Raw genomic sequence first — 18,418 nt, 5'->3', positions numbered from 1 at the left:
GGCCTCAGGGGGCGCAGACCCCTTCGAGGAGCGGAGGCGGGGTGGTGGTCGTCGTGCCGGTGTCGGCCGGCGGCGCGACCTCGCCGGTCGTGCCGGCGTCGGGGACCGTCGTGCCGGCGTCGGGGACCGTCGCGCCGGCGTCCGGCGCCGTGGCCCCCGCGTCGGGCGCCGCCGCACCGCCGTCGGCCGGGGGCGCGGGCGTCTCGTGGCCGGGCGGCGGCTCGTCCGCTGCCATGCGGTCCCAGATCGCCTGCGCGTCCTTGGTCCACACGACGCGGTTCTTGTCCTTCGGAGCCTCGACCACGGGCAACGGTGTGAAGACGATCTCGCTCGGGTCGATGCTCTTGAGGGAGAAGGCCAGCCCGGCCAGGGAGTCGAGCCCCGCGAGGTTGGGGCTCGCGCTGATCGAGGAGAGCACGGCCTTGATGAGGCCGTAGAGCTGCGGGGTGTCGGTGATGATGTTCTTCGACAGGAGCTCGCGCATCATCGAGTCCAGGAACGCCTGCTGACGGGCGATCCGGGCCAGGTCGCTGCCCATCTCCAGCCCCATGCCGCTCCCCTTGCGCGCACGCAGGAAGCTGATCGAGGTGCGGCCGTCGAGGACCTGCTCGCCCGCGGCGATGTTGAGGTCGCGCGAGTGAGCGCCACCCACGACCGGCTCCGGGAAGCACATCCGCACGCCACCGAGCGCGTCGACGACCCCGATGACCCCGGTCATCTTGACCACGACGTGGTCGGTGATGGTCAGCCCGGTCAGGTCCTGGACGGTCGTGATGGTGCACGCCGCGGCGCCCACCATGTCGTCCACGCCCCCGGACCCGATCTCGAACGCGGAGTTGAACATCGCGTCCGTCTGCTTGCGGGTCGTCCCGCCGTCGGACAGGTTGCACGAGGGGATGTCGACGAGCGAGTCGCGCGGGATCGACACGACCTCGATCCGGCTGCGGTCACCCGAGATGTGGACGACGAAGGTCGTGTCGGAGCGCATGCCGTCCTCGGCACCGGCGAGCTCGGCGTTCTCCTCGTCGCGGTAGTCCGTCCCCATCACGAGGATGTTGAGCGCCTTCCCCGCGTACGGGTCGTCCGGGTCGCGCGGCGGCTCAGGCGTCGCCGGAGGGTCGACCAGTGCCGACACGTCGCTGACCGTGACGGCCGACTGCCAGTCCATGTAGGCGGCGGCCCCACCCACGACGCCGAAGGCAAGGCCTGCGGTGGTGACGAGTCCGATGGCACGAAGGACCTTGTGCGTGCGCTGGGAGCGCGCGTGATGAGGGCCGCTCTTCGAGGCGGTCTTCGGGCTGGGCATGGGACGAGCCTAGTTCCACCGCACGCCCAAGGCCTTCGTGTCGTGCAAAGGAAGTGTGAAGTGTCCTGCCGGATCTGCTGCGGCGCGGCCTCGGACCGCCCCGTCCCGGGCCCCTCGGGAGGGCCGCCGACGGGCCGCCGACGGCCCTTCCCGGCTCAGGCGGGCAGGTGCCAGCCGCCCTTGCGGAACGCGGGCGTCGCGAGCCCGAGCACCAGGAGGGACGCCACGACGGCCCCCAGCATGACCGTGCTCATGGCGACCGCGTCGCCTCCGAGCACGCCGACCAGGGGGCTCACGAGACCGGCCACCCCGGCCTGGAAGGCCCCGATGACCGCGGCCGCCGTGCCCGCCCTCTCGCCGTGCCGGGTCAGGGCGAGCGCGGAGGCGTTGGCCGGGATGAGTCCCTGGAGCGCGAGCGTGAGCCACAGCGCGGCCAGGAGACCGATCAGGCCGCCGGCTCCCGTGAGGGCCACGACGAACAGACCCACCGCGAACACCCCCTGGAGGACCAGGGCGGCTCGCAGGATCCGCACGGGGGCGACGCGCCGCACGAGCGAGGCGTTGACCTGGGCCGAGATCACGAGGCCGATCCCGTTGACCGCGAAGAGCGCCGCGAACTGCTGGTGGGTCAGCCCGTATCCCTCCTGCAGGACGAACGGAGACCCGACGACGTAGCTCATCAGGACGGCCATGCCGAGCCCGGGCAGCACGGCCAGCGCGACGAAGTGCCGGTCCTTGAGGAGCGCCCCGTAGCCGCGGAAGACGCTGCCGACCCCACCGGCCTGGCGGCGTTCGGTCTCGAGCGTCTCGGGCATGAAGCGCAGCACGACCAGCCCCAGGACCAGGCCCAGGACCGCGAGGACCCAGAACACCCAGCGCCAGTCGCCGTGCCCGGCGACGAACGAGCCGATGGTCGGTGCCAGGAGCGGTGCGAGGCCGATGACGAGCATGAGCCGCGACAGGATCCTGGCGGCGTCCGAGCCGGTGAACCGGTCGCGGATCACGGCGATCGAGACGACCTGGGCCGAGGCGTTGAAGAAGCCCTGGAGGACGCGCAGGACGATGAGCCAGCCGATCGTCGGCACGACCGCGCACAGGACCGACGTGACGACGTGCAGCGCGAGGCCGATGATCACGGGTGCCCGGCGCCCGTACCGGTCGGACAGCGGGCCGATCACGAGCTGCCCGAACGCACCGCCGACGAGCATCCCGGCCAGGGTGAGCTGGGCGAGGGCGGGGCTGGCGTCGAGGTCCGCGGCGACGTCGGGCAGGGACGGCAGGTACATGTCGACCGTGAACGCCGGGAGCGTGGCGAGGGCGCCGAGCAGGAGGACCCACTTGACGGTGGAGCGACCGGGGCGGCGGGCCGTGGCACGCCCCTCGCTGTCCTTCGACGGGGCCGGCGGGGTGGGTGCAGTTCCTGCCGGGGGCGTCTCCATGGGTTCGATCATAACGATTCGACAGCCCGACGACCCCCGGATTCGGGTCCACCCTTCCGTGACGTGCACGACGGCGCGGCGCCCTCCGCCGCCGGACCTCGCCGCAGGGTCAGCGCCCCAGCAGGAGCCACGTGACGGCGAGGGAGGCGAGCGCGAACACCGGCACGACCCACGTGACCGTCGCCGACAGGAGACGTGACGACCGGTCCGGACCGTCCTGCGGCTCGCCGGGCAGCGGCGCGACGATCGGGTCGTCGAGCGTGCCCTTGCGCACCTGGACCGCGCTCCAGACCGTGCCCGCGGCGAGCACGACCGCACCGCAGACCGCCACGGGCCAGGCCGGGAGGGTGGCGAGCGCGGCGTCGAGGACGACGGGGAGGACGACGAGCACCGTCATGCACCCCGTCAGGGCCAGGGTGGACACTACGGGACGCTCCAGGACCCGCCGCAGCACCGTCGAGCTGAACCGGTAGAAGAGCAGGATCGCAGCCACGAAGACCGCGATCGACGCGAGCATCCCGGCCGTCACGTCGACGCTCGGTGCCATCTCTCCGGCCCGCTCGGCCAGGACCACCGCCGAGCCGCCCGCGCCGAGGACCAGGAGCCCCAGGAACTGGGCGGTGGTCGGCCCGAGCACGGTCACGACCTCCCACCGCCCGTCGGGCTCGACCGGCAGGTCGAGGCTCCGCGCGTACGCCACGGGGTCGCCGAACGCGTCGGCGGCCGGCTCCCCGCTCTCGGCGCAGTGCGACTCGACCTCGGCGAGCGCCGCTCCGAGGGCGCTTCCTGGCACGTCGAGCAGCCGCAGCTCGAGCACGAAGGCCTCGGTCCACCTCTCGTCGACGTGCGGCGCGAGGCGCCTCTCGATCTCGTAGCGCGCGGCGGTCCGCTTCTCGCTCGTGCGGGTCATCGGTTCTCCTCGGTCGGGGCGGGTCGACGGACGGGGTGGTCGGCGGGGCCGGGGCGCTCGGGACGGGCCCCGGTGCCGACGACGAGGTCGCGGGTCGTGCGGGTGAAGGCCTCCCAGAGCGCGGCGCGCTGGGCGAGCTCGTCGCGGCCCGCGTCGGTGAGGTCGTAGTACTTGCGCCCAGGACCACCGTCGCCGGCCCGCCACTCGACCGTGACGAGACCGCCGGCCTCGAGGCGCCCGAGCAGGGGGTAGAGGGTCCCACCCTTGATGACCCCGAGGCCGCCGTCGGCGAGGCGCGCGGCGATCGCGTACCCGTAGGTGGGGCCGTCGGCGAGGATGCGCAGCACGCAGACGTCGAGGACGCCGCGGAGCCACTCGCTGGGCCAGGTGTTCTCGGACATGGCTAGATCGTGTCGCTAACTAGTCAGCCTGTCAACCTAGCCGAGATCGAGGCCGACGGCGCCGCTCGCCCCGTACGCTCACCGCACCGCAGCGCGCGGCGTGGGTGGCACGAGGCATCCTGGGAGACATGTGCGGACGCTATGCCTCCTTCCGGGACGCCCAGGACCTCGCCGACGAGTTCGCGATCGCCGACCTCGCGGACGACGCACGGCTCCTGCCGCCGTCGTGGAACGTCGCCCCGACCGACCTCGTACGGATCGTGGTCGAGCGCGCGGCCAAGGACACGGGCGAGGTCCGCCGGTCCCTGCGCGTGGCCCGCTGGGGCCTGGTACCGAGCTGGGCCAAGGACCCGGGCGTCGGCGCACGCATGATCAACGCGAGGTCGGAGTCGCTGCTCGACAAGCCCGCGTTCGCCAAGCCGTTCGCCGCCCGGCGCTGCCTCGTGCCGGCCGACGGGTACTACGAGTGGCGCCGGATCGAGACTCCCCCGGCCCTCGGGTCCACCGCCCGCCGGCCCAAGGTGACCAAGCAGCCGTTCTTCATCCACCCGGACGGGCCTGCGGTCGCAGCGTTCGCGGGCCTCTACGAGTTCTGGCGGGACCCGGCCAAGGCCGACGACGACCCCTCCCGCTGGCTCGTCTCGACCACGATCGTCACGACCGCCGCGGCCCCGGCGCTCGCCTCGATCCACGACCGCATGCCGCTCACGCTCGCCCCGGACCGGTGGGACGCGTGGCTCGACCCTGCGGTCGGCAAGGACGAGGCCGCCGGGCTGCTGGTCGCGCCCGAGGTCCGGATGGAGGCTCGCGAGGTCGCGCCGCTCGTCAACAGCGTCGCCAACGACGGGCCGGAGCTCGTCCTCGCGGTCTGAGGTCCTGCTCCGGCCGTCGGGCCGGTCGGTGGGCTCTCAGCCCTTGTACGCCCACTGCAGGCGCACGGGCTCGATCACCCCGAGCCCCTGCACCTCACGCTCGGGCTGCGCGGTCAGGGCGAAGCGCGAGTCCCGCGACAGCAGGGCCGCGGTCTCGCGGTCCAGGAGCACGGTCGTCGGCTCGGCGATCTCGGTGAGCCGCGAGGCCAGGTTCACCGACGGCCCGAACACGTCGCCGAACCGCGAGAGCACCCTGCCCCAGACCAGGCTCACCCGGACCGGCGGCACCTCCATGCCCTCCCCGGCGCGCTCTCCCTCCTCGGCGAGACCGAGCGCGACCTTGGCCCCCGTCGCGACGTCGTCGGCGACGTAGAGGACCGCGTCGCCGATCGTCTTGACGACCCGCCCGCCCGCCGCGGTGATGATGTCGCGCGCACGGGTCTCGAAGAGCTGGACGAACTCCGCGAGCTCGCTCGACCCGAGGCCCGCGGTGCGCTTGGTGAACGACACGATGTCCGCGAAGCCCACGGCCCGCGGCAGCGGCAGCGCCTGGGAGTCCGTGACGTCCCCGGCCCGCGCCTCGGAGAACTCGACCGTGAACCGTGCCGCGACCGCGGCGAGCTGGCGGCGCCACGCGTGGCGCAGCTGGGTCTCCAGGACGGGCGCGAGGTCCGGCAGCCGGTCGAGGACGAGGAGCCGGGCGCTCGTGTCGTCGAGGTCGAACCGCTTGGCCATGTGCTCGACGAGCGCCTCGACCTGCCACAGCACGAGCCGCTCGGTCGTGTGCCCCATCGACCGGATCAGCGTCGTGAGCGACCGGTCGTCGAACTTCTCGTGCTCCGCGACCGAGTAGATCTCCTCGAGGGCGACCGCGTCGTCCTCGGTGAACATCTGCTCCTGCTGCTCGGTGATGGGCAGCCCCAGCGCCTGCCAGTAGGAGCGCACCTGGCGCTCGGTGAGCCCGGCCCGCTCTGCGAGCCCCTCGACGGTCAGCGCACGCGGACCGCCCAGGAGCGCCTCGTCCAGGTCCGCCTCGACCGGCGACGGGGCGGAGGGCGCCGAGGGCGGCCCGTCGGGCCTGACGCTCCCCGCGAGCGCCGAGAGCGCGGCAGCGTCCGTACGACGCTCCGGCCGGTCCCCCGCAGCCTCGGTCGTCTCGATGGTCTCGTCGGCTGCCTCAGGGATGTCGTGCGTCACAGACCGATCCTAGTTCAGGGTGCCTGACGCTCCGTCGCACTCAGCCAGCGGGGACGTCGTCACCGGCCCCGATCACGGGGGTCGGGACGGTCGTACGGGTACCGGCGGGTGTCTCGTCCCGCAGCCGCAGGTGGTGCACGTCACCGCTGTGCAGCACGCGTTCGGTCCCGTCCGTCTCCCGTACGAGCAGCGAGCCGTCCGGACCGAAGCCGTACGCCTCGCCGACCACCTGACCGCCGCCCGTGAGGTCGACCCGCACCTGCGCCCCGAGCGTCGCGCTGACCTCGGCGCACTCCTCGGCGAGCCCGGCCTCCGCGGCATCGCCCGCCGCCACCTGCCAGCGGCCCAGGGTCTGCGCGAACGACTCCTCGAGCGCGGTCAGCAGCACCTCGCGGTCCGTCGTCGCGGCACCCACCAGGGCGAGCGACGTGGCCGACGCGACGGGGAGCTCACGCTCGGTCTGCAGGACGTTGAGCCCGACGCCCACGATCGCCCCGCCGTCGGGCAGGAGCTCGCACAGGATGCCCGCGACCTTGCGGTACGCCCCCCACCCGGCCTCCTCCCGGGCCGTCCCGTCGGCCGCACCGGGCGCCGGGACCAGGACGTCGTTGGGCCACTTGACCACGGCCTCGACCCCCGCCGTCGCGCGCAGGCACCGGACGGTCGCGAGACCCGCGAGCAGCGGCAACCAGCTCAGGCGCTCGCGCGGCACGTCGGGGCGCACCAGGAGCGAGCCCGTCAGCGCGGTCCGTGCAGGCGTCTCCCACCCGCGGCCCGAGCGCCCACGCCCGGCGACCTGGTGCTCCGCCACGAGCAGAGCGGGCGCCGGCCAGGCCTGCGGGTCGGCGGCCACGGCGGCCGCGAGCTCGGTGTTCGTCGAGGGCGACTCCTCCACGACCTCGAGCCGGGCGAGCGGGCCGTGCGGGGCCACGAGCAGGTCCGCCAGGAAGCCGGGGCGCAGCGCGGGGTGGTCGGCAGTCGTCATGTGCCCATCATGCACGCGTGCACCCCCGGCGCGGCAGTGGCCGTCGGCCGCGCACACCCAGCGGGTGACACCTTGTGGGAACCCTCCAACGTGCGCGCCCACGCCGGTGCGATCCCTCGCACCCTCTTGGTCCCACCCACCAACTAGGCTCGGCTGCGTGAACGAACCTGTCGCCGGCACCACCCCGGCCCCCACCGGTCAGCTCATCGGCACCGCAGCGAAGCTGGCCGACCTCGACCGACGGCGCGCCGAGGCATCGGTCGCGCCCGAGGAGGCAGCGCGCACCAAGCAGCACGCCCGGAACAAGAAGACGGCCCGCGAGCGCATCGAGGCCCTGCTCGACGAGGGCAGCTTCGTCGAGCTCGACGCGTTCGCCAAGCACCGCTCGGTGAACTTCGGGCTCGAGAAGAAGCGGCTCGCGGGCGACGGCGTGATCGTGGGGCACGGCACGGTCGACGGCCGCCAGGTCTGCATCTACTCGCAGGACTTCACGGTCTTCGGCGGCAGCCTCGGCGAGGTGCACGGCCAGAAGATCACCAAGGTCCAGGACCTCGCGCTGCGCACGGGCGTCCCGCTCATCGGGATCTCCGACGGCGGCGGCGCTCGCATCCAGGAGGGGGTCGCGGCCCTGACGCAGTTCGCGGAGATCTTCCGCCGCAACGTCGCGGCCTCGGGCGTGATCCCGCAGATCTCCCTCATCCTGGGCCCGAGCGCGGGCGGCGCGGTGTACTCCCCCGCCCTCACGGACTTCATCGTCATGGCCGACCAGACGTCGAACATGTTCATCACGGGTCCCGACGTGATCCGCGCCGTCACGGGCGAGGACGTGGGCTTCGAGGAGCTGGGCGGGGCCCGCACGCACAACGAGCGCTCGGGCGTCGCGCACTACATGGGAACGGACGAGGACGACGCGATCGACTACGTGCGCCACCTCATCGGCTACCTGCCGCAGAACAACCTCTCGGACGCGCCGAGCTTCGCCCCCGAGGACACCGAGCTCGAGGTGACCGAGGAGGACCTCGAGCTCGACGCGCTGATCCCCGACTCCGACACGCAGCCGTACGACATGCGGACCGTGCTCGAGCACGTCCTGGACGACGGGGACTTCCTGGAGGTCCAGCCGTTGTTCGCGAAGAACGTGATCGTCGGGTTCGGGCACGTCGAGGGGCAGTCGATCGGCGTCGTCGCGAACCAGCCCCTCGCGATGGCGGGCACGCTCGACATCGACGCGGCCGAGAAGGCTGCCCGGTTCGTGCGCACGTGCGACGCGTTCAACGTCCCGGTCCTGACGCTCGTCGACGTCCCGGGCTTCCTGCCGGGCGTCGACCAGGAGCACCAGGGCATCATCCGCCGAGGCGCCAAGCTCATCTACGCGTACGCCGAGGCCACGGTCCCGCTCGTCACGCTCATCACGCGCAAGGCGTACGGTGGCGCGTACATCGTCATGGGCTCCAAGCAGCTCGGCGCGGACGTGAACCTGGCCTGGCCCACGGCCCAGATCGCGGTCATGGGGGCCGGTGGCGCGGTCAACATCCTCCAGCGCGGGGCGCTGCGGTCCGCGGCGGAGTCCGGGCTGGACGTGGACGCCGAGCGCGCACGCCTGGTCGCCGAGTACGAGGAGGCCATCGTGAACCCGTGGGACGCGGCCGAGCGCGGCTACGTGGACGCCGTCATCCGCCCGTCGGAGACGCGCGTGCAGGTCGTTCGTGCGCTGCGCGCCCTGCGCACCAAGCGGGCGAGCCTGCCCCCCAAGAAGCACGGGAACATCCCGCTGTGACCCTGGAGACCCGATGACACCCGGGTCGCCACCGGCCCTGCCCCCGACACCACCACCGAACGACGAGACCAACCGCGAGGACGACATGCCCGACGAGCAGCACGACGACCACGCAGGACACGGCCACGAGCACCCGGTCGACGGCCACGACGGCGCGGCGCACGGGACCGAGCCGCTCGGCCCGGTTGACGACGCCCCGATCCATGCCGCCGTGGACGCCCTGGCCGCGGCCCTGCACGAGTACGTCGGCACGGCGGTGGGGGTGCGCGCAGAGTTCGGCGCGTCCGAGGCCGACGAGGACCCGCGGGTCCTCGCGCTCGAGGCTGCGATCGGCGCGCTCAACGCCCAGCTCTACGACGCGCTGCACGACTCGCTGGGCATGCACCCGGACCTGAGCTCGCTCGTGTGGGGTGCGGAGGAGGACCTCGGGACCGGGACGGACGCCGACGCGCCGCCGGCCCCCGAGGTCGCCGAGCCGTTCTACCTGGGCTTCGTCGTGGGTCCGGGCCAGACTCCCGACACGTCGCTCGACGCCGTGATCGACTTCCTCGACAACGCGGGCGAGCAGGTCGTGGCCGCGCTCGTCGAGTCCGGTTTCGACGTCCCCGAGTGGGCCGCGTCGCGCGGCGAGGCCGCCGACTTCGACGGGTACGGCGACGCGGACGACGAGGCGCCGGGCGGCGACCTGTGAGCGAGTCCGGTGCGCCGTCGTCGGGCCGGGAGCTGCGCGTGGTGCGCGGCGCCCCCGACGACCTCGAGGTCGCGGCTCTCGTCGCGGGGCTCGCCGCCGCGGCGGCCGCTTCGCACGTGCCCGACGACGAGGCGCCCCTGCCCGAGTGGACCAACCGGTCGCGCGGCCTGCGCGGCACGGGGTCGGGCGCGACGGCCAAGAGCTTCGGCGGACGCTCGGGTCGGCACAACGCCGACTCCTGGCGGTGGAGCCTGCAGTCATGAGCCCGTCCACGACCGTCCTGGTCGAGCTCGCCGACGACGCCGGGGCCGTCGAACGTCCGCTCGCGGCGGACGGTGCCGCGTCGGCCCTGCCCCCGCTCCCGGCGCGTACCGGCTGGCGCCGGTGGGCGTGGGTCGTCCCGACCGTCCCCGCAGTCGCGCTCGTCGCCTACCGCCAGCTCGCACCCTCCCAGGGCTGGCCGTTGCCCGCGGCGGTGCTGGGTGTCCTGGCCGTGCTGCTCCTGCTCGTCGCGGTCCTCGCCCTCGCCCGCTACCTCGACGACCGTGACGCGCAGCGCGAGTCGCGCGCCCGCGACGCTCTGCTCGCGGACGCCGAGCGCACCACGGGCTCGGTGCTCGTGGACAGCGCGGACCAGGTCCCCTCCGGCTCTGCGCGCAGGCGGCCCGACGGCGCCACGCCCGTCAGCGGTCGGCTCACGTTCTCGGTCGACCACCTCCCCGTCCGGACGCCGTTCACCGTGTCCGTGCCTGCGGGCACGGACGGCCCGCGCTCGGGCGACCCCGTCGCCGTCTGGTACCCCCGCGGCGCCGAGGAGCGACCACGCGTCGTGCTCGTGCGCTACCAGCGCGCCTGGGCCGACGACCTGCTCCTGGCCCTGCACCCGGACCGGACCGACGGCGGGGCCGGCGCCCAGGAGGTCCCGACGAGGGCCGCTGACGGACCCTCAACGCCCACCGCGGCCGCCGCGCCCACGAACCAGGACGTCCTCACGGCGCTCGGCCGGGCCGGGGCCGAGCACCCCCGCCTGGTCGTCGAGGTCGTCGCCCCGACGGACGCGTGGCGCACCCTCCGCGTCGACCTCTCCCTCCCGGGCGGAGTGCGGTCGGTGCTCGTCTTCGAGGACGGCGACCAGCTCGTGTGCCTCGGGCCCGACGGTGGCCGGCCGGTCGCGCTCGGCCCCGCCGGACCGACCGACGTCCTCGACCTGGCGGAAGAGCTCCTGCGAGAGGACTGATCATCCTCCCGGACGACGCCCGCCCGCGTACCGCGCAGTAACCTCTACCGGGTGACCTCACCCATCTCGCCGGCCGAGCCCGGCACCGCCACCGCCCGGACCCCCCGCACGGCCACGGCGATCGATGCGATCGCCGACGCCTACGTGCGCACCGTCGCCGACCTGAACCCGCTCGCCGCCACGGCCATGGGCCTCAGCGGCTACGACCACCTCATGACCGACCTGTCGCCCGCCGGGTACCAGGCCCTCGCGGCCGCCGACCGCGCCGTGCTGGCCGAGCTCGCGGACGCCGAGCCCGTCGACGACGTCGACCGCGTCACGCTCGCCGCGATGCGCGAGCGCATCGGGCTCTCGCTCGAGCTGCACGAGGCGGGCGAGGACCTCGCGATGCTCAACAACATCGCCTCGCCGCTCCAGGAGCTGCGCGACATCTTCGACATGATGCCCACCGGCACCCTCGAGGCGTGGGAGAACGTCGCGGCCCGTCTCGCCGCGCTGCCCGGCGCCATGGACGGCTACATCGCCTCGCTCACGACCGCCGCCGAGCGCGGCAAGGTCGCCGCGGTCCGCCAGGTCCACGAGGGCGTGAAGCAGGCCCGCGAGCTCGCGGACCCCGAGTCCTCGTTCTTCCTGGAGCTCGTCCGGGGCGAGGCCGCCGCAGCCGTGCTCGACGAGTCGTCGGCCTGCTCGCTGGTCCGCAAGGAGCTCGAGCTCGGCGCGGCGGGTGCCCTGGCCGCCTACGCGCGGCTCGCCGACTTCCTCGAGAACGAGCTCGCACCGCAGGCCCCCGTCGCCGACGGCGTCGGGCGCGAGCGCTACGCCCTCGCGTCGCGCGCCTTCCTCGGTGCCGAGGTCGACCTCGAGGAGACGTACCGCTGGGGGCTGGAGGAGCTCGCGCGCGTCATCGCCGAGCAGGAGGCCGTCGCGGCTCAGATCGCCGGACCCGGTGCCACGGTCGAGGAGGCCGTCGCGGCCCTCGACGCCGACCCGAGCCGCAAGCTCGACGGCACCGAGGCGCTGCGCGCCTGGATGCAGGAGACCTCGGACGCCGCGATCGCGGCCCTGAACGGCGTGCACTTCGACATCCCGACCCCGGTCCTGGACCTCGAGTGCATGATCGCCCCGACCCAGACCGGCGGGATCTACTACACCCCGCCGAGCGACGACTTCTCGCGGCCCGGGCGCATGTGGTGGTCCGTCCCGCCGGGCGTGACCGAGTTCAACACGTGGCGCGAGAAGACGACCGTCTACCACGAGGGCGTCCCGGGCCACCACCTCCAGTGCGGCCAGGCGGTCGCCGCGCGCGACACCCTCAACTCGTGGCGCCGGCTCGCCTGCTGGGTCTCGGGCCACGGCGAGGGCTGGGCCCTGTACGCCGAGCGGCTCATGGCCGACCTGGGCTACCTCGACGACCCGGGCGACCGCCTCGGGATGCTCGACGGCCAGCGCATGCGCGCGGCGCGCGTCGTGCTCGACATCGGCGTGCACCTCGGGCTCGATGCGCCCGAGGAGTGGCGCGGCGACTCCGAGGACCCCCGCTGGGACGCCGACAAGGCCTGGGAGTTCCTCAAGGCCAACGTGAACATGGACGAGTCGTTCGTGCGCTTCGAGCTCAACCGCTATCTCGGGTGGCCGGGCCAGGCCCCGTCCTACAAGGTCGGCCAGCGCCTGTGGGAGCAGACGCGCGACGCCGCCCGTGCGGCCGCCGAGGCACGCGGCGAGGAGTTCGACGTCAAGGCGTTCCACGAGCGCGCCCTGAACCTCGGCTCCGTGGGCCTCGACGTCCTGCGCGAGGCGCTCAGGTGACGGCTACGACGTCGGCTCCAGGAGTCCGGCTGCTCCTGGCCTCCCAGTCCCCCGCACGCCTCGCGACCCTGCGGTCCGCAGGACTGACCCCCGAGGTCCGGGTCTCGGGCCTCGACGAGGACGCGGTCCTCGAGGCGGCCGCGGCCCGGTTCGGCGCGCTCGACCCCGCCGACGCGGTGCTCGTCCTCGCCCAGGCCAAGGCCGAGGAGGTCGCCCAGGTCCTCACGCGCGAGGCGCGCGAGCGTGACCAGGCGAGCGACGTCGTCGGGCCGGAGGAGGTCGCGCCCGTCGTGGTCGGCTGCGACTCCATGCTCGAGTTCGCCGGGACGGTGCACGGCAAGCCCCGGGACGCCGCGGAGGCGACCGAGCGCTGGCGCGCGATGCGCGGCCGCACGGGCGTGCTCCACACCGGGCACTGGATCGTCGACCTGCGCGACCCGCAGGACGGCGGCAGCGGCGCCACGCTCGGGGCGACGAGCTCCACGACGATCCACTTCGCCGACGTCTCCGACGCCGAGATCGCTGCGTACGTCGCGACGGGCGAGCCCCTCGCGGTCGCCGGTGCGTTCACGGTCGACGGCCTGGGCGGTGCGTTCGTCGAGAGCATCGAGGGCGACCACCACGGCGTCGTCGGGATCAGCCTGCCGCTCGTGCGCGAGCTGCTCGGCGAGATCGGCGTGACCTGGACCGACCTCTGGTCCTGAGGTCCGTCCGGCCCTCACGACTGCGGGGCCACGGCCCTCCAGGCGGCCCGGCCGCTCCTCCCGCTCGTGCGCTCCGGCGCCGGGCGGGAGGGGCGGCCGGGCAGCCTGCTTGTCGGTGCCGTACAACCATGACGCGCCTCGGCCCGGTTCGCGCCGCCGACCATGGAGGGTTCCTACAAACGGCCCCGGTGAGCCTTGGCCTGATCTCCAATCTTGTCCAGTACCGCCGGTCGGAGCGTGAACCCAGGGCGCCCGACGCGCTACCGTGAGCCGTGCCCGAGAACTCCACGAACCCCGCGACCAGCCCGACCCGACGCCTGTCGAAGGTTCTCATCGCCAACCGCGGCGAGATCGCCGTGCGCATCGCGCGCGCCTGCGCCGACGCCTCGATCGCGTCGGTGGCCGTGTACGCGGACTCCGACCGCGAGGCCCTGCACGTGCGCCTCGCCGACGAGGCCTTCGCGCTCGACGGTGCGCGCGCCGCGGACACGTACCTCGACATCGCCAAGCTGCTCGACGTCGCCCGCCGCTCGGGCGCCGACGCCGTGCACCCCGGCTACGGGTTCCTCGCCGAGAACGCCGGGTTCGCCCAGGCGGTCATCGACGCGGGCCTCGTCTGGATCGGCCCGCCGCCCGCAGCGATCGACGCGCTGGGCGACAAGGTCAGCGCGCGGCACATCGCGCACCGCGCGGGCGCTCCCCTGGTGCCCGGGACGCCCGACCCTGTCGCAGGCGCCTCCGAGGTCCACGCGTTCGCCGCGGAGCACGGGCTGCCCATCGCGATCAAGGCGGCGTTCGGCGGCGGTGGGCGCGGCCTGAAGGTCGCGCGCACGGTCGACGAGATCGACGAGATGTTCGACTCCGCGGTCCGCGAGGCCACTGCGGCGTTCGGTCGCGGGGAGTGCTTCGTCGAGCGCTACCTCGACACCCCGCGGCACGTCGAGACCCAGTGCCTCGCCGACGAGCACGGCACGGTCGTCGTCGTCTCCACGCGCGACTGCTCGCTCCAGCGCCGCCACCAGAAGCTCGTCGAGGAGGCCCCCGCGCCGTTCCTGACGGACGAGCAGCGTGCCGAGCTCTACAAGGCCTCCGAGGCCATCCTGCGCGAGGCCGGCTACGTCGGTGCGGGGACGTGCGAGTTCCTCGTCGGCGCCGACGGCACGATCTCCTTCCTCGAGGTCAACACGCGTCTCCAGGTCGAGCACCCCGTCACCGAGGAGGTCTCGGGCATCGACCTCGTGCGCGAGCAGCTCCGCATCGCCGCGGGCGAGCCGCTCGGCTACTCCTCGGTGGCCACGCGCGGGCACTCGCTCGAGTTCCGCATCAACGGCGAGGACCCCGCAGCGAACTTCCTGCCGGCCCCCGGCCGCATCTCGCGCCTGCACTTCCCCAGCGGACCAGGCGTCCGCGTCGACAGCGGCGTGATCCAGGGCGACGTGATCTCGGGGGCGTTCGACTCGATGATCGCCAAGATCATCGTCACGGGCGCCACGCGCCGCGAGGCCGTCGAGCGCGCGCGCCGCGCACTGCGCGAGACGGTCGTCGAGGGCATCCCCACGGTCCTGCCGTTCCACCGGGCCGTGCTCGACGCCGAGGACTTCGTCCCGGCCGACGACTCCGCGTTCCGCATCCACACGCGCTGGATCGAGACGGCCTTCGTCGACGAGCTCAAGCAGCTCGCACCGGCGGCCCCGGCCCAGGCCCCCGAGGAGGACGAGGCCCCCGCGACCGAGCGCGTCGTGGTCGAGGTCGGCGGCAAGCGCCTCGAGGTCGTGCTGCCCGCCGGTCTCGGCATGGCCGCCGGTCGGGCCCGCACGGCCAACGCCGCACGTCGCCCGGCACGCCGCGCCGCCGCCAAGACCAACGGGGGCAACGGCACGACGCTCGCGTCGCCCATGCAGGGCACGATCGTCAAGGTCGCGGTCACCGACGGCGCCGTGGTGGCCGAGGGCGACCTCATCGTGGTCCTCGAGGCCATGAAGATGGAGCAGCCGCTCGTCGCGCACCGCGCGGGCCGTGTCACGGGACTCTCGGCGGGCGTCGGCGCGAGCGTGAGCTCGGGCACCGCGATCTGCGAGATCGTCGACTGACGACGCGTCGGGTGCGCCGGTCGCGCCAAAGTCTCGACCCCGAGGCCGGGCGGGCGGCTCCCACGAGCCGCCCGCCCGGCCTCGTCCTCGTCCTCCCCGGTGCCGCTACGCGCCGGCGCTGCTGTGCGCGTCGGCCGCGCGCATCGCGCGGCGCCCCGAGGGGACCAGCACGGCGATCGCGATCACGAGGAACATGAGCGCCCCCGACACGATCAGGAGCGACTCGACCGAGTACCGGTCCGCGAGCGGACCGAAGATCAGCATCCCGAGCGGCATCGCGAGCGCCATCACGATGCCGACGAACCCGAAGACCCGCCCCTGCCGGTCGGGTTCGACCGTCTCCTGCAGGACCGTCATCGAGGTCGTGGCGAAGGCGGGCACGGCGACGCCGAGCAGGAACATGAACGTGAAGAAGACCCACATGTTCGTCGAGAGCCCCAGGCCCACGGAGAGCACGCCGAACACGAACGTCGCGCCCACGATCATCGCGACGCGGTTCTTGAGGCCGCCCCACGTGGCGAGCAGGACCCCACCCAGGATCGCGCCGAACGAGAACGCGAGCTCGTTGGCCGTGAGCTTCCAGACCTCCTCGCCGAACGTGCGCACGACCATGAGCGGCGTGAGGTAGGACGGCGCCACGATCAGGAGGAACACGACCGCGTACAGGCCCAGGACCCAGCGGACGAACGCGTGGCCGCGCAGGTAGCGGAGCCCGCCCACCAGGTCGTCGAAGTACCCGACCTTCTCGCCCGCCGCCACGTCGGTGCGCAGCACCTTGGTCACGGGGATCAGCGCCAGGAGGCCGATCCCGATCACGGCCGTGACGACGTCGACGAAGAAGATCGCGACGATCGAGGAGCTCGCGTAGACACCGGCCGCGACCGCGGGGGCCAGGAGCGTCATGGCCGACTGGATCGAGCCGTTGATCCCGTTGACCCGCATGAGCCTGCTCACGGGCACGAGCTGAGGCAGGAGCGAGGACACCGCGGGCATCTGGATCCCCGCGCCGATCGAACGGATCGCGAGCGCCGCGTAGATGAGCCACAGGTCGTCGGTGCCCGAGAGCATGAGCAGCGCGAGCGCGAGCGTCGTCACGGCGATCGAGGCGTCGGCCGCGATGATCAGGACCTTGCGGTTGAGCCGGTCGGCCCAGACCCCGCCGAAGATCGAGACGACCGCCTGCGGCAGGAACCCGAACACCGTGGCCAGGGCGAGCACGCCACCGGACTTCGTCTCGAGCGTCAGGTGCCACATGATCGCGTACTGCACGAGCATCGACCCGAACAGCGAGACGGTCTGGCCGCCCAGGAAGATCGTGGCGTCGCGGCGCCAGCGCGGCTTGTCGGCGGTGTCGTCGGCCGGGGCCTCCCCGGACGGACCTGCGGGGTCGGGCGAGGCGGCCGTCGGGTCGGCGGTCTCGCGGGGGCCGTAGGGCTGGGCGTCGGTGCCTGTCGAGGCATCCTCGGCGGTCGGGTCGGACACGGTGTTCGGCTCGGGATGACTCACCCGACCATGGTGCGGGGCGGGAGGTCGTGCGTCCACCGAATTCGGCGCCGTTCCCGCCTGCGGCCCCGCCGTGGTGGCAGGGTGAGGCCGTGACGTCCAGCGCTCCCTCGCCGCCCTCCGCCCGCGACCCCAGGGCCTCCCCCGCCCGGACCGTCGATCTGCTCACGGGCCCGGTGCCGGCTCCCGGTCTGGTGCGCGCCTCGTCGGTGTCGGCCGTGGTCGCGGGCCTGGTCGCCGTCATGGTGTCGTTCGCCGGGCCGTCGCTCATCATCCTGCAGGCCGCTCACGACGGTGGTCTCACGACCGCACAGACGACGTCCTGGCTGTGGGCGGTCTCGATCGGCAGCGGCCTGACGGGCGTGGTGCTGAGCCTGCTGACCCGTCAGCCGGTCATCACGGCCTGGTCGACCCCGGGGGCTGCCCTTCTGCTCGGCACGCTGGGCGACTTCGCCTTCTCGGACGTGGTGGGCGCCTATCTCGTCGCGGCCGTGGCGGCGCTCGCGCTCGGTGCGAGCGGGGTGTTCGGCAGACTCCTGGCGGCGGTCCCGCCGCAGGTCCTCTCGGCGCTGCTCGCGGGCGTCCTCCTCCCGTTCGTCCTGGGTGCTGTCGTCAGCGCGGTCGGCTCGCCCGCGATCGGGGCGAGCGTCGCGGTCGCGTTCGTCGTGGTGCGTCGCCTCGCTCCTCGCTACGCGGTCCTCGCGGCCCTGCTCTCCGGGGTCGTCGCGGCCGCCGTCACGGGTGACGTGTCGCGTCCGACGACTGCGCTCGCCCTGGCCGTGCCCGAGTGGACCACCCCGACGCTCGACCTGGGCGCGGTCGTCGGGATCTCCGTGCCGCTCCTGCTCGTGACGCTGAGCGCCCAGAACGGGCCGGGGCTGGAGATGCTGCGCGCGAGCGGCTACCGGCCGGACAGTCGTCTGCTGGTCGGCGGCACCGCGGCGGCCTGGGCCTTCCTCGCACCGTTCGGCGCGCACGGCATCAACCTGGCCGCGATCACCGCAGGTATCTGCACGGGCCCTGAGGCGCACGAGGACCGCACGCGTCGCTACGTCGCGGGGGTCGCGTGCGGCGCGGGGTACCTGCTCGTCGGGACGTTCGCCGGGAGCCTGGTCGGCCTCTTCCACGCCGTACCGAGCGCCCTCGTCACGACCGTCGCGGGAGTCGCGCTCGTCGGTGCGCTCACGGGCGCCCTCGCGGGGACGTTCGCACCGGCGGCGTCGACCGGCGCCGCCCCCTCTCCTGCGGCCCTCGAGGCGGCGGTGCTCACGCTCGTCGTCACGACCTCGGGGATCGTGGTCGCCCACGTCGGCTCGGCGTTCTGGGGCGTCGTCGTCGGGCTCGCGGCGTACGGGGTCCTCACGGTGGGGCGGCGACGGCGCGCGACGTGAGGGCTGCGGGGGCTTCCGGAGCTCCCGAGGTGCGCGGCGCCGTCGGGCCGGGCGCTCCTGCCCGACGACGCCACGCGCCGCGGGTGGGCGGGCGCCTGTCCACGACGTG

The 18,418-nt window shown here is 73.7% G+C and carries 16 protein-coding genes; 9 read left to right on the top strand and 7 right to left on the bottom strand.

Annotated elements, in window-relative coordinates:
- Positions 1–4: 4 nt before the first annotated feature.
- From ACFVQ3_RS00495 to ACFVQ3_RS00480, 4 genes are all read right to left on the bottom strand, one after another.
- Complete coding sequence (locus ACFVQ3_RS00495) at positions 5–1,306, bottom strand: LCP family protein (RefSeq protein ID WP_387633823.1); 1,302 nt, start codon at positions 1,304–1,306, stop codon at positions 5–7.
- Between the two features lie 155 nt (positions 1,307–1,461).
- A complete protein-coding gene (locus ACFVQ3_RS00490) occupies positions 1,462–2,745 on the bottom strand; it encodes a multidrug effflux MFS transporter (protein ID WP_387633821.1) in 1,284 nt (427 codons plus the stop codon).
- Between the two features lie 109 nt (positions 2,746–2,854).
- Entirely contained in the window at positions 2,855–3,655 is an 801-nt protein-coding gene (locus ACFVQ3_RS00485; protein WP_387633819.1) for a hypothetical protein, read from the bottom strand.
- The gene (locus ACFVQ3_RS00480) at positions 3,652–4,056 is read right to left on the bottom strand and encodes a PadR family transcriptional regulator (RefSeq protein ID WP_387633817.1); all 405 of its coding nucleotides are present in this window, start codon (positions 4,054–4,056) and stop codon (positions 3,652–3,654) included. The genes ACFVQ3_RS00485 and ACFVQ3_RS00480 overlap by 4 nt, the downstream gene beginning before the upstream one ends.
- 128 nt (positions 4,057–4,184) lie before the next feature.
- On the opposite strand from ACFVQ3_RS00480, the gene ACFVQ3_RS00475 reads away from it, so the two are divergent.
- Complete coding sequence (locus ACFVQ3_RS00475) at positions 4,185–4,928, top strand: SOS response-associated peptidase (RefSeq protein WP_387633815.1); 744 nt, start codon at positions 4,185–4,187, stop codon at positions 4,926–4,928.
- A gap of 36 nt (positions 4,929–4,964) precedes the next feature.
- Here ACFVQ3_RS00475 and ACFVQ3_RS00470 read toward each other — a convergent pair whose 3' ends face one another.
- On the bottom strand, positions 4,965–6,125 hold the full coding sequence (locus tag ACFVQ3_RS00470) for an adenylate/guanylate cyclase domain-containing protein (RefSeq protein ID WP_387633813.1): 1,161 nt from the start codon (positions 6,123–6,125) through the stop codon (positions 4,965–4,967).
- 40 nt (positions 6,126–6,165) lie between these two features.
- The gene (locus ACFVQ3_RS00465) at positions 6,166–7,110 is read right to left on the bottom strand and encodes a biotin--[acetyl-CoA-carboxylase] ligase (protein WP_387633811.1); all 945 of its coding nucleotides are present in this window, start codon (positions 7,108–7,110) and stop codon (positions 6,166–6,168) included.
- Positions 7,111–7,267: 157 nt separating this feature from the next.
- On the opposite strand from ACFVQ3_RS00465, the gene ACFVQ3_RS00460 reads away from it, so the two are divergent.
- The 7 genes from ACFVQ3_RS00460 to ACFVQ3_RS00430 all read left to right on the top strand — a co-directional run bounded on the left by ACFVQ3_RS00460 (position 7,268) and on the right by ACFVQ3_RS00430 (position 15,415).
- On the top strand, positions 7,268–8,887 hold the full coding sequence (locus ACFVQ3_RS00460) for an acyl-CoA carboxylase subunit beta (protein ID WP_387633809.1): 1,620 nt from the start codon (positions 7,268–7,270) through the stop codon (positions 8,885–8,887).
- A gap of 13 nt (positions 8,888–8,900) precedes the next feature.
- The gene (locus ACFVQ3_RS00455; protein WP_387633807.1) at positions 8,901–9,578 is read left to right on the top strand and encodes a hypothetical protein; all 678 of its coding nucleotides are present in this window, start codon (positions 8,901–8,903) and stop codon (positions 9,576–9,578) included.
- On the top strand, positions 9,575–9,841 hold the full coding sequence (locus tag ACFVQ3_RS00450) for an acyl-CoA carboxylase epsilon subunit (RefSeq protein ID WP_387633805.1): 267 nt from the start codon (positions 9,575–9,577) through the stop codon (positions 9,839–9,841). Before ACFVQ3_RS00455 ends, ACFVQ3_RS00450 begins: the two co-directional genes overlap by 4 nt.
- On the top strand, positions 9,838–10,815 hold the full coding sequence (locus tag ACFVQ3_RS00445; RefSeq protein WP_387633803.1) for a hypothetical protein: 978 nt from the start codon (positions 9,838–9,840) through the stop codon (positions 10,813–10,815). Before ACFVQ3_RS00450 ends, ACFVQ3_RS00445 begins: the two co-directional genes overlap by 4 nt.
- Before the next feature lie 51 nt (positions 10,816–10,866).
- Positions 10,867–12,621, top strand: coding sequence for a DUF885 domain-containing protein (locus tag ACFVQ3_RS00440; RefSeq protein WP_387633801.1), 1,755 nt, complete (start codon positions 10,867–10,869; stop codon positions 12,619–12,621).
- Positions 12,618–13,325, top strand: a complete 708-nt coding sequence (locus tag ACFVQ3_RS00435) for a Maf family protein (RefSeq protein WP_387633799.1) — start codon at positions 12,618–12,620, stop codon at positions 13,323–13,325. The genes ACFVQ3_RS00440 and ACFVQ3_RS00435 overlap by 4 nt, the downstream gene beginning before the upstream one ends.
- 272 nt (positions 13,326–13,597) lie before the next feature.
- On the top strand, positions 13,598–15,415 hold the full coding sequence (locus ACFVQ3_RS00430; RefSeq protein WP_387633797.1) for an acetyl/propionyl/methylcrotonyl-CoA carboxylase subunit alpha: 1,818 nt from the start codon (positions 13,598–13,600) through the stop codon (positions 15,413–15,415).
- 105 nt (positions 15,416–15,520) lie between these two features.
- Here the strand turns inward: ACFVQ3_RS00430 and ACFVQ3_RS00425 are convergent, their stop codons facing one another.
- The gene (locus ACFVQ3_RS00425) at positions 15,521–16,921 is read right to left on the bottom strand and encodes an MFS transporter (RefSeq protein WP_387633795.1); all 1,401 of its coding nucleotides are present in this window, start codon (positions 16,919–16,921) and stop codon (positions 15,521–15,523) included.
- Between the two features lie 89 nt (positions 16,922–17,010).
- On the opposite strand from ACFVQ3_RS00425, the gene ACFVQ3_RS00420 reads away from it, so the two are divergent.
- Positions 17,011–18,309: a benzoate/H(+) symporter BenE family transporter gene (locus ACFVQ3_RS00420; RefSeq protein ID WP_387633793.1), complete on the top strand. Its 1,299-nt coding sequence runs from the start codon at positions 17,011–17,013 to the stop codon at positions 18,307–18,309.
- Positions 18,310–18,418: the final 109 nt, after the last annotated feature.

It is taken from the genome of Oerskovia sp. NPDC057915 (assembly GCF_042887685.1).
Classification (GTDB): domain Bacteria; phylum Actinomycetota; class Actinomycetes; order Actinomycetales; family Cellulomonadaceae; genus Oerskovia.
Note: the sequence above shows the minus strand (reverse complement) of the source record. Positions and strands in the feature narration are given on the sequence as shown.

Coding starts and splice junctions, on each gene's coding strand:
- ACFVQ3_RS00495 (WP_387633823.1), bottom strand. CDS start 1,306: ATGCCCAGCCCGAAGACCGCCTCGAAGAGCGGCCCTCATCACGCGCGC.
- ACFVQ3_RS00490 (WP_387633821.1), bottom strand. CDS start 2,745: ATGGAGACGCCCCCGGCAGGAACTGCACCCACCCCGCCGGCCCCGTCG.
- ACFVQ3_RS00485 (WP_387633819.1), bottom strand. CDS start 3,655: ATGACCCGCACGAGCGAGAAGCGGACCGCCGCGCGCTACGAGATCGAG.
- ACFVQ3_RS00480 (WP_387633817.1), bottom strand. CDS start 4,056: ATGTCCGAGAACACCTGGCCCAGCGAGTGGCTCCGCGGCGTCCTCGAC.
- ACFVQ3_RS00475 (WP_387633815.1), top strand. CDS start 4,185: ATGTGCGGACGCTATGCCTCCTTCCGGGACGCCCAGGACCTCGCCGAC.
- ACFVQ3_RS00465 (WP_387633811.1), bottom strand. CDS start 7,110: ATGACGACTGCCGACCACCCCGCGCTGCGCCCCGGCTTCCTGGCGGAC.
- ACFVQ3_RS00455 (WP_387633807.1), top strand. CDS start 8,901: ATGACACCCGGGTCGCCACCGGCCCTGCCCCCGACACCACCACCGAAC.
- ACFVQ3_RS00445 (WP_387633803.1), top strand. CDS start 9,838: ATGAGCCCGTCCACGACCGTCCTGGTCGAGCTCGCCGACGACGCCGGG.